Genomic DNA, 12,731 nt, shown 5'->3' with positions numbered 1-12,731 from the left:
GAGGCATAGTCACTCCTTGGCGACATGTTATGCCTCAAACACGAAATTACTGACAGGCCCAGTGCCGCCCCGCACAGGGGCAACGCTAATAGACCACTAACAAATCAAGGAAAGGCCAAAAAAACCAGATCAACAACAAAACCGCCGAGCAGGCAAAAAAACCTCACCCATCCTTATTAATAATCCACTCATGCGCCGGATCATTACGAAAATGCCAAACCCTCTGCCCCCCGGCCATAACATTCAGATAGTAAGACTCATACCCATAAGGAACAACAACCGGATGATACCCACGCGGCACCATCACGACATCGTGATTCTCAACCGCCATCGATTCATCGATATCCCGCATATCGGTATAAACACGCTGAAAAGCAAACCCTTGCGGCGGATCGAGCCGATGATAGTAAGTCTCTTCGAGCGAACTCTCATGAGGCACATTATCGGTATCGTGCTTATGCGGCGGATAGCTTGAAGCATGCCCCCCAGGCGTGCGGACCTCAACCACCAGCAAAGACTCCGCAAGCTCAGTCTGCGGAAGAATATCGCATACGTATCGCGTATTGAGCCCCTTACCACGCGTGGAACGCTTCATCGTAGACGGCTCGATCAACCTCGCCGGATACTCACCCTTAGCAGGCGCGCTAGCCACGCCTACCTCCGCATCGCGACAAGCCCGAACCGTCGCCCGCACGCCAGGCGGCAAATACACCGCATACGGCGCAGCATCCTCGAACACACTATCGCGCGAACCCAGCGAACTCCATGTGGCGTCAGCCGTTTCAATATCCACCGCGCCGGTGAGCACCACAATGCAAACCTCTCGCGACGGCTCGAACACGTGAACAACTTCACTCGCGCCCAGCCGGTAAGCGGCAAACCCCACATACCGCCAACACGCCGACTCAGGTGTCACCCGCGCGATCGTCTGGCCCTCGCGCTGCGCCTTCACCAATAGACTCATGCTGCCTCCTGCGTCGCACCGCCCGCGTCGAGCGGTGCATCGACCAATGCTCGCAGCGCTTTGAAACCCCGCTGCGCATACTCGTACGATGGCGCCACCACCGGATCCTGTTCCGCTTCAACCACCAGCCAGCCGCAATAACCGTGCCGCTTCAACCGGTCGATAAGCGCCGGAAAGTTCACCGCGCCATCGCCGGGAACCGTGAATGCACCGTTAATCACCGCGTCGAGAAAACTCCAGTTGCGATTGCGCGCGAGCTTCATGACCGCCGGTCGAACGTCCTTGCAGTGCACATGACATACGCGGTCAATGTACCTGTCGAGTACCGCGAGCGGATCGCCGCCGGCAAACGTGATGTGCCCCGCGTCGAACAGCAGGCCGACGGCGTCGCTCGTACGCGTCATCAGTTGATCGACGTCAGCCGGCGTCTCGACGTACGCGCCCATGTGATGATGGTACGCCAGCCGCACGCCGCGACTCAGCGTATAGCGCGCGAATTCGTCGACGCGCGCCGCATACGCGGCCCACTGCGCGTCGCTGAAAAAACGCGGACGTTGATACAGCGGTTGCGGTGCCCCCTGGATCGAATCGGCCACTTCACCATAGACCATCACGGTCGCGCCGTTCTGCGCCAGCAACTCGAGATGCGGTCCGACCGCGGCGATTTCCTCTTCCACGCTGCGTCGCGCGAGTCGGCCGGAATACCAGCCGGACACCAGGGCCAGATCGTATTGGGCAAGCAGCGCCTTCAATGCCTGCGGCTCGCGCGGAAACTTGTTGCCGAGCTCGAAGCCCTGATAGCCGATCTGGCGGCCCTCGGTCAGCGCGACCTCAAGCGGTGTTTCGCCACCAAGCGATGGCAGATCGTCGTTCATCCACGACAAGGGATTGATGCCGATACGTACGTCGAAAGCAGTCATGCGAGCATCCTCATTCGTTGTCGATATGGCGTGGGCGGTCGCCCGGATCCGTCGGCGCGGCGCGCGCGGCGAGTTGCGCATCGTATTGCGAACGCGCGGCCCGCACCGAGTCGCGTGCCGATACCTCGGGTACGGCGACTTCCCACCACCAGCCGCCCTCGTCAGTGGTGCGGCCCGGATCGGTGTCGATGCTGATCACGTAGGTGCGGTCGGCGGCGCGCGCCCGTTGCAGCGCGCTTTCGAGTTCGCCGATGTTCGCAACGTGCTCGGCGTGCGCGCCCAACGCGCGTGCATGCGCGGCGAAGTCGATCTTCGGTGCACCGAGCGGGCCCTGCATGCAGTCGTCGAGCAGGTTGTTGAACGGCGCCCCACCGCAGGCTTGCTGCAAGCGGTTGATGCAACCGTAGCCGCGATTGTCGAGCACCACCACGATCAACTTCGCGCCGATCATCACCGACGTCGCGATCTCGCTGTTCATCATCAGATAGCTGCCGTCGCCGAGGATCACGATCACCTCGCGCGCCGGCCGCGCGAGCTTCACGCCGAGCCCACCGGCGATCTCGTAGCCCATGCACGAGTAGCCGTATTCGACGTGATACGCGCCAGGTTTGCCCGCGCGCCATAGCTTATGCAACTCAGCCGGCAAGGTGCCCGCCGCGCAAACCACGATATCGTCCTGTGCGGAACGCGCGCTGGAACGCTGCACGGCGCCGATCACGTCGCCTTCATAAGGCAGCACGGTGTCGCGTTGCGGCGCATGCGTGAGCGTGCTCACGGTATCGCGCCAGCTCGCCGCGAGTTTGTGCGCGCGGGCGGTCCATGAGCGGTCCGCGTGCCAGCCTTGCAGGGGTTCGGCGAGCGCATCGAGGGCAAGACGTGCGTCGGCTTCGACCGCCAGCGCGCGATGCTTGATGCCGTCGAACGGATTGGCGTTGATGCCGATCACGTCGGCCTGCGTGAACAAGGTATTTGAACCGGTGGTGAAGTCCTGCAGGCGCGTACCGATGGCAAGCACGCAGTCGGCGTCGTGGGCGAGCGCGTTGGCGGCAGGCGAGCCGGTCACGCCCAACGCGCCTGCGTTCAACGGGTCGTTCCACGCGAGCGAACCCTTGCCGGCCTGCGTTTCCGCTACCGGAATACCGTGCGCGGCGGCGAAGCGGTGCAGGGCATCGGTCGCGTGGCCATACAGCACGCCGCCGCCGGCAACGATCAGCGGACGCCTGGCGCGGCGCAGACAGGCAACCGCCGCGTCGATATCTTCGGCACGCGGGGCAGGGGAGTGAAAGGTGACAACGCGTGGCGCAAAGAAGTCGGCCGGGAAATCCCACGCCTGCGCCTGCACGTCCTGTGGCAACGCGAGCGTGACAGGGCCGCACAACGCAGCGTCGGTCAGCACACGCAAGGCGCGTGGCAATGCATTGAGCAGCTGTGCCGGGTGCACGATTCGGTCGAAGTAGCGCGACACCGGTTTGAATGCATCGTTAGCAGAAACGCCGCCGTCGTGGAAATCTTCGACCTGCTGCAACACCGGATCGGGCGCGCGCGAGATGAACACGTCGCCGGGTAACAGAAGCACGGGCAGACGGTTCACATGAGCGAGCGCGGCGGCAGTAATCAGATTCGTCGCACCGGGCCCGATCGACGTCGTAACGGCCATCATGCGGCGGCGGAAATGCGCCTTCGCATAGGCGATCGCGCTGTGCGCCATCGCCTGTTCGTTGTGTGCGCGCAGCGTGGGTAACGCTTCGCGGTGCTGATACAAAGCCTCGCCGATGCCGGCCACATTGCCATGCCCGAAGATCGCGAACACACCGCCAAAAAGCGGCTCGGTGCCGGCGCCGTCTTCGGTCGCAACCTGTTGTGCGGCGAGGTAGCGAACCAGCGCCTGGGCGGTCGTCAAGCGGACGGTACCGCCTGACGGCACATGTGCCTGGGTGGCGTCGTTAGCGGACGCCGCGTCATGGTGCAATACACGCTGATTCATGCCGCCTGCTCCTGATGTGCGTGGCTCGCCATGGTGGATTGCGCGTTTGCCGCTCCGCGCGTCGCACGCCACGACGCGATCAGCGTTTCGAACGTGCGACGCACCCTTGCGATCAGTTCATCGTCGTCGATCTCACCGGCGAGCCACGCGTGGCTCGGTTCGTGAAAGATCGTGCGGCCGACGGTAAAGCCGCGGCATGTCACCGATTGCGCGGCTGCGCGAAAGCCTTCGTTCAATTGCTCGACACCCGCCGACAAACCGAGCAGCACCACGCCCCGGCAGTACGGATCGCGCTCGGCGATCAGCGCGTCGACGGCCTGCCATTGTGCGGCGTCCATTGGTTCGAGCTTCCACCATTCCGGATAGATGCCAATGTTGTACAGCCGCTTCAACGCGCGATAGACGATGTCCGGCGCTTGCGGCAGATGCGCGTGCTTTGGCGGAATGACTTCAAGCAGCAATTCGTGGCCGCTCGCTTGCGTCGCGTCATAAAGCGCTCGCAGTTGGGCTTCCTGTTCGAGGCGTTGTTCGACCGGTTCGTCGGGATGGAATTGCACGAGGCATTTGACGATATGTTCCTGCGGCCACGCGACCAGCGTTGTACCGACCGAACGGCCGTGGTCGAACACGAGCGGCACGGAGCCCGGCAGCTCGACCGGCCGGCCGATCCACCAGCCGCGGCCGGTGGCGGCATTCAATGCGTCCTGACCGTAGCGGTCGTCGCTCAGCATGCCGATGCGGCCCTGCAGCCCTAGCGCGGCTTCCGTCTGCGCAACGGCTTCGACAAACAAGCTTTTTAGTTGCGCGATACGTGCTTCGTCTGCACCGGTCTGCTGCGCGAGTTCGAAGAACTGGTTGCGATGGTCGAACGCGAAGCCGAGTACTTCGCCCCATTGTTTGCGGGCAGGGGAGACGCGGTGCAGGCGCGCGAGCGTTGCGTCACGGTCGGGGCGGCGCATGCGTTGCGGATCGGCCTTGGCTTCGCGCAAGAAGTAGTCGAGTTCGGCGGGTGTCGGCATCGCTGGCGCGCAGCCATGGCGCGAGACGACGAGCGCGCCGCTCGCATTGGCCGAGCGCGCGCATGCGTCGAGCGGCTGATCGCGTAACCATCCGGAGAGGAAGCCCGACGCGAAGGCGTCGCCCGCGCCAAGCACGTTCAGCACTTCCACTTCGACGCCGCCATGAACCGGCAGGTCATCGAGCGTTGCAGGCAGTGTGCCATCGATGATCTGACAACCCATCGGCCCGCGCTTCAGAACCAATGTGGCCGGCGTGACGGCACGCACCATCGCGAGGGCTTCGACGAGTTCGGTCTTGCCGCCTGCGATACGGAATTCTTCCTCGGTGCCGATCACCAGGTCGAACAACGGCAGAATGCGTTGCAGATGCGCGGTCACGCCTTCGCTCGCGACGAAGCGGGTTTCGCCATCCGCCTTGCCCGTGAGGCCCCACAACACCGGGCGATAGTCGATATCGAGCACGGTGCGCACGTTATTGCGGCGTGCGTAATCCAGAGCGCGGCGGCTCGTGCGGTTCACCTGTTCTGTCGAAAAGTGCGTGCCGGTAATCAGCAGCGCTTTGGACGAAGCGATATACGCCTCGTCGAAATCCGCTTCGTCCACGGCCATATCCGCGCAGTTCTCGCGATAAAAGATCAGTGGAAACGTATCGCGATCCTTCAAACCGAGCAGCACGAGCGCGGTCAAACGCTCCTGGTCGACGCGAACGTGACTGACGTCACAGCCTTCCTTCGTCAAGGTCTCGGTCAGAAAGCGCCCCATATGATCGTTGCCGACGCGCGCCAGCATCGCCGCAGCAAGCCCAAGCCGCGCGCAACCGAAAGCGATATTCGCCGACGAACCGCCGAGATACTTCGCGAAGCTCGACACGTCTTCGAGCCGCGCGCCGACCTGCTGCGCGTACAGATCGACGGCAAGACGGCCGAGACAGATGATGTCGCGGCTGCGGTCCGGCGCGAAGCGGCTGGCCGTCGCCGCGACTGCGGACGTGGACGCCATGCCGTTCGTGTTGCCGGTCCCGCTGGATGTGCTGGAATGATCCATGAATATTCCTGAATAGCTGAACGCGGGCGTGAGACGCGGCAAGCGCCGGAAACCCGCGCGAATCAATCAGATCGTCGCGCCGTCGAGTTCGCCGATCATCTTCTGCATTTCGGCGCCGCCGGCCATCATGTCGAGCACTTCGTCCTTGCTGATGGTTTCCTTCGTGAACGTGCCGAGCGATTTGCCGCGATTGAGCAGCGTGAATGAATCGCCGATCGGATACGCGTGATGCACGTTGTGCGTGATGAAGATCACCGAAATGCCTTTCGCGCGCGCCGTGTGTATCAGTTTCAGCACGTTGAAGCTCTGCTTCACGCCGAGCGCGGCGGTTGGTTCGTCGAGAATCAGCACGCGCGCGCCGAAATGAATCGCACGCGCGATCGCCAGGCATTGCTTCTCGCCGCCGGACATCGTGCCGATGGGTTGATGCGGGTCGCGCACGTTGATGCCCATTTCGGCGAGCTTGTCGCGTGCGGTGGTTGCGCTGGTTTCGAGGTCCATCACGTTGATGAAACCGAACAGTTTCTTTTGCGGCTCGCGGCCCATGAAGAAGTTGCGCGCGACCGAGAGCAGGGGCACCAGGGCCAGATCCTGATAGACGGTGGCGATGCCGAGGTCGAGTGCGTCTTTCGGCGACTCGAACAGCACGGGTTTGCCGTCGACCAGATATTCGCCTGAAGAAGGTTTATGCACGCCGGCCAGCGTTTTGATCAATGTCGATTTGCCCGCGCCGTTGTCGCCGAGCAGGCAGTGCACTTCACCGCGCTTCAGGCGCAAGGTTACGCCGCTCAGCGCGATGACCTGGCCGAAGTACTTGCTGACGTTTTCGAGTGCGAGGATCACGTCGCCCTGTGGTTCAGCCGGGGTGTTCACGGTATTCGTATCGGACATGGTGGTCTCCTCGTTACGACTGCGCGACGCGGCGGCGCACGTAGTGATTGAACAGCACGGCGATCAGCAGCATCACGCCGAGGAACACGCGGAACCAGTCGGAGTCGACATTCGTGTAGGTGATGCCGATCTGCACGACGCCGAAGATCAGCGCGCCGAAGCAGGCGCCGATCACCGAGCCGTAACCGCCGGTCAGCAGCGTGCCGCCGATCACCGCGGCGATGATGGCTTCGAATTCGGCTTGCAGGCCACGGTCGGCTGCGGCGGAGCCGATATCGCACACTTGCAGCACGGCGAACAGGCACGCGCAGAATGCGGTCAGCACGAACAGCGAGATCTTCACGCGCCGCACCGGCACGCCGACGTTCTTGGCGGCGTTGGCGTCGCCGCCGACCGCGAAGATCCAGTTGCCGAAGCGGGTCTTGGCGAGGGTGAACGCGCACACCGCAGCGAGCGCGAACCACCACAGCAGGACTTTCGGAATGCCCGGCACGAGCGGATTGCCGTTGTCGAGCAGCTTGACGACGCCGACGTGGCCGAGCCAGACGAACAGACCCTTGAACGCGACGCCCTGGAACAAGGTATGGGCGAGCCAGTCGTGAGCGGCGACGTCGCCTACGCCGGAGATGATCGTGCGGTCGGCGAACATGACCGACAGCGCCAGTGTGAGGCCGCGCAGAATGAACAGAAACGCCAGCGTTACGATGAACGACGGCAGCCGCGTGCGCATCACCAGATAGCCGTTGAGCGCGCCGAGCAGCATCGACCCGGCGAATGCAAACAGGATCGACAACGCAATCGGCCAATGGAAATACATGGTGGGCAGCGCCACCATCATGCCGGAGAAGCCGATCATCGAGCCGATCGACAGATCGAACTCGCCGGCAATCATCAGCAGGCACGCACCGACCGCGATCAGGCCGAGATAGGCGGCCACTTGCGACCAGTTCATCACGCCGTCGAGATTGAACATGCCGGAGTTGCCGGCCGCTATGCCAAACACGAGGAACACCATCACGGTGCCGGCGAGGGCGGCGAATTCAGGACGGTTCAGCAGATGCCGGAACCACGATTCCTGACGCACACGCTCATCGGCCGCCGCGGGGGTTGCGCCGGATGTCGACCCGGGTGTGGTGCCGGTGCCGTTAGGGGGCTGCTTGCGGGGATGAGGATGGAAGGGGTTGGCTACGCCCATTGAAGCTCTCCTTGATGCGCCTGGGGATGGCAGTCGCTAGCGGCCCGAATCGAACCGCTGTGACCCCTGGCGCGGAATGCACGTAAAGCGCACGTAAATCGTAACGAACGCGGACGTGGGGCGGCCTGGCCGGTTGCGGCCGGCCGCTTCCACCTTCTTCATACCTGCCGGAACGGTGTTCCCGTGTCCGCACTTCCAGCGAAATGCGTTAGCGATACTGCCCGGCGTACTTGATCACCTTGTCGATATTGGCCTTGGTGATGAAGCCCGGGCCGGAACCGATATTGCGCGGCCCATAGGCGGGCGCCAGGCCGTAGGTGGCGAGGCGTTGCTGGAACTTCGGATTCGCCTGCAGGATCTGGCGGATCTTCGCCGGATCTGTGGTGTGCTCCTTCTTCACGATCGCCAGCACGGCGACCGGGATATAGCCTTGCAGGTAGGGCTGCTGGTCGATTGCGAACTGGATCGTGCCGTCCTGGATGCCCTTCGCGATGTCATTGTCGAAATCGAACGTCGCGAACCAGACCTTGCCGGCGAGGCCCATCTGCTGCAGCGCCTTGATCGTCGGCGCCGCCGACAACGGACCGAGCGTGAGCACCGCCTGGGTGTTCGGGTGATTGCGCAGATACGCGCTCACTTTCGATTGCACCCCGGTCGGGTCCTGGCCGGCGTCGAGCGTGGAGGTCTTGAAGTCGACGCCGATTGCGTCGGCAAAGCCCCGGCAGCGTTCGAACGAAGCCGGGTTGGTCGCGTAGTGGTTGACGCACAGGAACGACTTGATGCCCGCCGCCTTGGCCTTTTCACCCGCCGCTTTGCCCGCCGCATATTCAGGCTGGCCGACGTGCATGATCGCGCCAAGCTGCGCGCTTTGCTGTTCGGTGCCGGAGTTGATCGTGACGAGCGGAATGTGTTTCTCGGTCACCTTGGAGATCGCGCTCTTGAGCACGTCGAAGTCGGCGATCGAGACGATCACGCCGTCGTAATTACGCGCGGCCGCCTGTTCGATCAGGCGCGCCATGTCGGCGATGTCGCCGTTCGGCGGATTGCGGTAGTCGGTCTCGACGTTGAAATCCTCGTCGGCCTGTTTGATGGCGTTCTTGATGGTGTTCCACCACGAATCCGAATCCGGCGCGTGGCTGATCAGCACGAAGTGAGCGTCAGCCGCGCGGGCGGCGGATGCCGCGCCGAATCCCATCGCCAACGTCAATGCCGTCGCCAGAATCCTGAGCGTAGCCTTGCCCTTGCAAAGTCTCATTGTCTCCACCTTTCTCGGTCTGTCGTTATTGAAGGGAGCGTCTGGCGGGCGGCCTTCCGACTGCGTGCGTTGCGGCATGCGTCAGCCGATGCGTCATCGCTCACGATCAAGATTAGGCGATCTTCCGAAGCGTTGCAATGAAAATTTCATGACAAATAAAAATAGAAAATACGTTCCATTTGACGCGATGCCTGCCTATAATCGGCAGCGTCAGGAGGCTGTGCGGCGGGCGCTGGAAGCGCTTTGCGCACTGCAATAAAGCAAGGAAGAAAGAGCCATGGCGGAAGAGAGCACCGAAGATTTGCCGAGCGTCGACGAATTGATGCAGCGCATTGCGGACAACTACGAGACGCTGCCGCGTCAGTTGAAGAATGTGGCGACGTATATCGAGCAGCATCGCTCGAGCGTGATGGTGGACCGCACCAGTGACATCGCCGCGAGCTGCGGCGTCCATCCGTCGGCGGTGGTGCGCTTTGCGCAGCGCTTTGGCTTTTCCGGCTTCTCCGATTTGCAGTCGGTGTTTCGTCAGGCTTATACGGGCCAAGGCACCTCGTCGCCGAGTTACCAGCAGCGGATTCGCAAGTTGATCGACGAGAAGCCCGGCGCGTTATCCGGTGGCGCGGTGGCGCGCGAATTCATCGCGGCGTCGCGCGGCGGACTTGAAGAACTCGAAGCCGGTCTCGACGACCAGCAGTTCGATGCTGCCGTGAAGATGCTGCAGCAGGCCGACAACATTTACGTGATTGGCGTGCGGCGCTCGTTTCCGGTGGCGAGCTATATCGTCTACGCGTTGCAGCACACGCCCAAGCGCGTGCATCTGGTGTCCGGTTTCGGCGGCATGTATCGCGAGCAGATTCGCAGCGTGAAGAAGGGCGACGTGGTGATCGCGATCAGTTTCGCGCCCTACGGTAAGGAAACGCAGTACTGCCTGCGTGTCGCGCATCATCACCAGGCGAAGACACTGGTTATTACGGATAGCCAACTTTCTCCGCTAGCGCGTTATGCCACGACTCAACTGTATGTGAAAGAGGGCAGCGCGTTTGCATTCCGCTCGCTGACCAGCACGATCTGTTTGTGCCAGGCGTTGTTCATCGCGCTCGCGTACAAGCTCGAACTGAACGTTGAAGAATCCAAAGACACTGGAGGATACGATGACTGACGCGGTAAAGACGCTCGACGTGGCGGTATTCGGCGCGGGAAGAATCGGCAAGATTCATGCGGCGAATCTTGCGCGGCAACCGGGTGTGCGGCTCAAGTATGTGGTCGATGTGAATCGCGAGGCGGCCGCGGCGCTCGCCGCGGCGCACGGCGCGCAGGTTGCGGATATCGATGGCGCGATGGGCGATGCGTCGATCGGCGCGACAGTGATCTGTTCCAGCACGGACACGCACGCGGATCTGATCCTGAAATCGGCCGCGCAAAAGAAGCATGTGTTCTGCGAGAAACCGGTCGATCTGACGTTGGAGCGTGCGCGTGCTTGTGCCGAGGCGGTGGAAGGTGCGGGCGTGGTTTGCATGATCGGCTTTCAGCGCCGCTTCGACCCGACTTTCTCCGCGTTGAAAGCGCGCATCGACGCGGGCGAAATCGGCACACCGGAGATGCTGGTGGTGACGAGCCGTGATCCGGGCGCGCCGCCGGTCGAGTACATCAAGCATTCGGGCGGCATTTTCAAGGACATGCTGATTCACGACTTCGATATCTTCCGCTGGATTCTCGACGACGAAGCCGACACGTTGCACGCCACCGGCAGTTGCCTGTCCGACCCGGCGATCGCCGACGCCGGCGATATCGATTCGACTGCGGTGACGATTCGCACGAAGCGCGGCCGGCTGTGCCAGATCAACACGGCGCGGCGTGCGGCCTATGGGTACGATCAGCGCTTCGAGGTGCTCGGCAGCACCGGCATGCTGCAAGCGGGCAATGTGCGACCTACCGAGGTCACCGCATATTCGAAAACCGAGGTGTCGAGCGACGTACCCGAGGCGTTTTTCCTCGAACGGTATCGTGCGGCGTACGCGTTGGAGATTGCGCATTTCTTCGATGCCGTCACGCATGGCAAGCCGGTGCGAACCACTGTCGCCGATGGCCTGAAAGCACTTGAACTCGCTGAAGCCGCTACGCGCTCGTGGCGCGAGGGTCGTGCGGTGAAGCTTGGGGAGGCGTTGTGATGACGACGGCTTCGTCTGGGAGTGGGCGGCTTCGTTTGGGTGTGGTCGGCTTGGGGCGGCTGGGCAAGCGGCATGCGGAAAATCTGGCATATCGGGTGCCGGGGGCGTCGCTCGTGGCTGCTTGCAGTCCGGTGGAAGAGGAGCGGGCGTGGGCGCGCGAGGCGTTGCCCGAACCGCGTCTCTATGACGATTATGCGGCGTTGCTCGCGGATCGCGATGTGGATGCCGTGTGGCTTGTGACGCCGTCGTCGTTGCACGCGCAGCAGATTATCGATGCGCTGCGCGCCGGCAAACATGTGTTTTGCGAGAAACCTTTGTCGCTGGATATCGCCGAGTGCGAGCGCGTGTTGGCTGAGGCTGCGCGCCATCCGCATCTGCTGGCGACGATTGGCTTCATGCGGCGTTTCGATCCGAGCTACAAGGATGCATTCGACAAGATTCAGTCGGGCGCGATTGGCAGGCCTTTTCTTGTGCGTTCACAGACCACCGACAAGAACGATGAAGACGGCTTTTTTGTGCGCTTCTCGGCGACTTCTGGTGGGATCTTTCTGGACTGTACCGTGCACGATATCGATGTTGCGCGTTGGCTGCTTGGGAAGCCGCGGGCCAAACGCGTTTTCGCGGCGGGCGCGGTAGCGTTGCACGAGGGTTTGCGTGAGTTCGGCGACGTCGATAACGGTGTGGCGATCTGCGAATTCGAGGATGGCAAGCTTGCGATGTTCTATGCGTCGCGCACGCAGGCGCATGGGAATGATACGCATAGCGAAGTGATTGGTACAGCGGGTGCGTTGGCCATTGGGCGCAATCCACGCGCGAATCGCGTTGAGATTTATGATGCCTCCGGCATTCGGAATGAATGTACGCCGAGTTTTTTTGATCGGTTTGAAGAGGCGTTTTTGTTTGAGGCGCGGGAGTTTGTTGCCGCTGTGGCTGGCACTGGTGCGCATGCCGGTGCGCAAGCGGGGGCCACGCTGGCTGATGCGCTTGAAGCTACGCGGATTGGGATGGCACTGCGGCAGTCGCTGCTGAGTGGGGAGGCTGTGAGTTTGTAACGGGATGCGTGTGTGGGGGTGGGTTTTTTGCTTTGTTGTTTGTCTGTTCTGTTGTCGGTCTTTTGGCCTATTGGCCTTTCCTTGCTGTGTTAGTGGTCTATTAGCGTTGCCCCTGTGCGGGGACCTATCCGTAATTTCGTGGGCGGGGCATATCATGAAGGATGGAAATCATGGATATGCCGATCATGAAGAAGAAACGTACCGTCGCCTCGCAGGCAGCGGCCCGAGGGCCGCTGCCT

The 12,731-nt window shown here is 62.2% G+C and carries 10 protein-coding genes; 3 read left to right on the top strand and 7 right to left on the bottom strand.

What is annotated here, in order from left to right; all coding sequences use genetic code 11:
* Nucleotides 1-163 precede the first annotated feature (163 nt).
* The 7 genes from iolB to AC57B6_RS16535 all read right to left on the bottom strand — a co-directional run bounded on the left by iolB (nucleotide 164) and on the right by AC57B6_RS16535 (nucleotide 9,272).
* Nucleotides 164-964, bottom strand: coding sequence for a 5-deoxy-glucuronate isomerase (gene iolB / locus AC57B6_RS16565; protein WP_046568267.1), 801 nt, complete (start codon nucleotides 962-964; stop codon nucleotides 164-166).
* Nucleotides 961-1,884 carry a myo-inosose-2 dehydratase gene (gene iolE / locus AC57B6_RS16560; RefSeq protein WP_028199118.1) on the bottom strand — a complete coding sequence of 308 codons (924 nt, stop codon included), beginning with the start codon at nucleotides 1,882-1,884 and terminating at the stop codon, nucleotides 961-963. The genes iolB and iolE overlap by 4 nt, the downstream gene beginning before the upstream one ends.
* Nucleotides 1,885-1,894: 10 nt before the next feature.
* Entirely contained in the window at nucleotides 1,895-3,868 is a 1,974-nt protein-coding gene (gene iolD, locus AC57B6_RS16555) for a 3D-(3,5/4)-trihydroxycyclohexane-1,2-dione acylhydrolase (decyclizing) (RefSeq protein WP_496421724.1), read from the bottom strand.
* On the bottom strand, nucleotides 3,865-5,931 hold the full coding sequence (locus AC57B6_RS16550; protein WP_496421723.1) for a bifunctional 5-dehydro-2-deoxygluconokinase/5-dehydro-2-deoxyphosphogluconate aldolase: 2,067 nt from the start codon (nucleotides 5,929-5,931) through the stop codon (nucleotides 3,865-3,867). Before AC57B6_RS16550 ends, iolD begins: the two co-directional genes overlap by 4 nt.
* A gap of 66 nt (nucleotides 5,932-5,997) precedes the next feature.
* Nucleotides 5,998-6,822: an ATP-binding cassette domain-containing protein gene (locus AC57B6_RS16545; protein ID WP_030101394.1), complete on the bottom strand. Its 825-nt coding sequence runs from the start codon at nucleotides 6,820-6,822 to the stop codon at nucleotides 5,998-6,000.
* Between the two features lie 13 nt (nucleotides 6,823-6,835).
* Nucleotides 6,836-8,017: an ABC transporter permease gene (locus AC57B6_RS16540; RefSeq protein ID WP_496421722.1), complete on the bottom strand. Its 1,182-nt coding sequence runs from the start codon at nucleotides 8,015-8,017 to the stop codon at nucleotides 6,836-6,838.
* Between the two features lie 208 nt (nucleotides 8,018-8,225).
* Nucleotides 8,226-9,272, bottom strand: coding sequence for a sugar ABC transporter substrate-binding protein (locus AC57B6_RS16535; RefSeq protein ID WP_028199114.1), 1,047 nt, complete (start codon nucleotides 9,270-9,272; stop codon nucleotides 8,226-8,228).
* A 277-nt stretch (nucleotides 9,273-9,549) separates the two neighbouring features.
* Here AC57B6_RS16535 and AC57B6_RS16530 point away from each other — a divergent pair, with 277 nt between their 5' ends.
* Genes AC57B6_RS16530 through AC57B6_RS16520 form a run of 3 tightly spaced genes read left to right on the top strand, consistent with a single transcriptional unit; the run spans nucleotide 9,550 to nucleotide 12,492 of the window.
* Entirely contained in the window at nucleotides 9,550-10,431 is an 882-nt protein-coding gene (locus AC57B6_RS16530; protein ID WP_144196159.1) for a MurR/RpiR family transcriptional regulator, read from the top strand.
* Nucleotides 10,424-11,440 carry an inositol 2-dehydrogenase gene (gene iolG / locus AC57B6_RS16525; RefSeq protein ID WP_028199112.1) on the top strand — a complete coding sequence of 339 codons (1,017 nt, stop codon included), beginning with the start codon at nucleotides 10,424-10,426 and terminating at the stop codon, nucleotides 11,438-11,440. Before AC57B6_RS16530 ends, iolG begins: the two co-directional genes overlap by 8 nt.
* Complete coding sequence (locus AC57B6_RS16520; protein WP_046568288.1) at nucleotides 11,440-12,492, top strand: Gfo/Idh/MocA family oxidoreductase; 1,053 nt, start codon at nucleotides 11,440-11,442, stop codon at nucleotides 12,490-12,492. Before iolG ends, AC57B6_RS16520 begins: the two co-directional genes overlap by 1 nt.
* Nucleotides 12,493-12,731: the final 239 nt, after the last annotated feature.

This window comes from Paraburkholderia sp. BGA-UO-ETr-F12 (assembly GCF_059567945.1).
The sequence above is the reverse complement of the archived record's forward strand: the minus strand, read 5'-3'. Positions and strand labels throughout refer to the sequence as shown.

Bases quoted from the DNA above. Each gene is read 5' to 3' on its own strand.
- AC57B6_RS16550 (WP_496421723.1), bottom strand. From the start codon at position 5,931: ATGGATCATTCCAGCACATCCAGCGGGACCGGCAACACGAACGGCATG.
- AC57B6_RS16545 (WP_030101394.1), bottom strand. From the start codon at position 6,822: ATGTCCGATACGAATACCGTGAACACCCCGGCTGAACCACAGGGCGAC.
- iolE (WP_028199118.1), bottom strand. From the start codon at position 1,884: ATGACTGCTTTCGACGTACGTATCGGCATCAATCCCTTGTCGTGGATG.
- iolB (WP_046568267.1), bottom strand. From the start codon at position 964: ATGAGTCTATTGGTGAAGGCGCAGCGCGAGGGCCAGACGATCGCGCGG.
- iolD (WP_496421724.1), bottom strand. From the start codon at position 3,868: ATGAATCAGCGTGTATTGCACCATGACGCGGCGTCCGCTAACGACGCC.
- AC57B6_RS16535 (WP_028199114.1), bottom strand. From the start codon at position 9,272: ATGAGACTTTGCAAGGGCAAGGCTACGCTCAGGATTCTGGCGACGGCA.
- AC57B6_RS16540 (WP_496421722.1), bottom strand. From the start codon at position 8,017: ATGGGCGTAGCCAACCCCTTCCATCCTCATCCCCGCAAGCAGCCCCCT.
- AC57B6_RS16520 (WP_046568288.1), top strand. From the start codon at position 11,440: ATGACGACGGCTTCGTCTGGGAGTGGGCGGCTTCGTTTGGGTGTGGTC.
- AC57B6_RS16530 (WP_144196159.1), top strand. From the start codon at position 9,550: ATGGCGGAAGAGAGCACCGAAGATTTGCCGAGCGTCGACGAATTGATG.
- iolG (WP_028199112.1), top strand. From the start codon at position 10,424: ATGACTGACGCGGTAAAGACGCTCGACGTGGCGGTATTCGGCGCGGGA.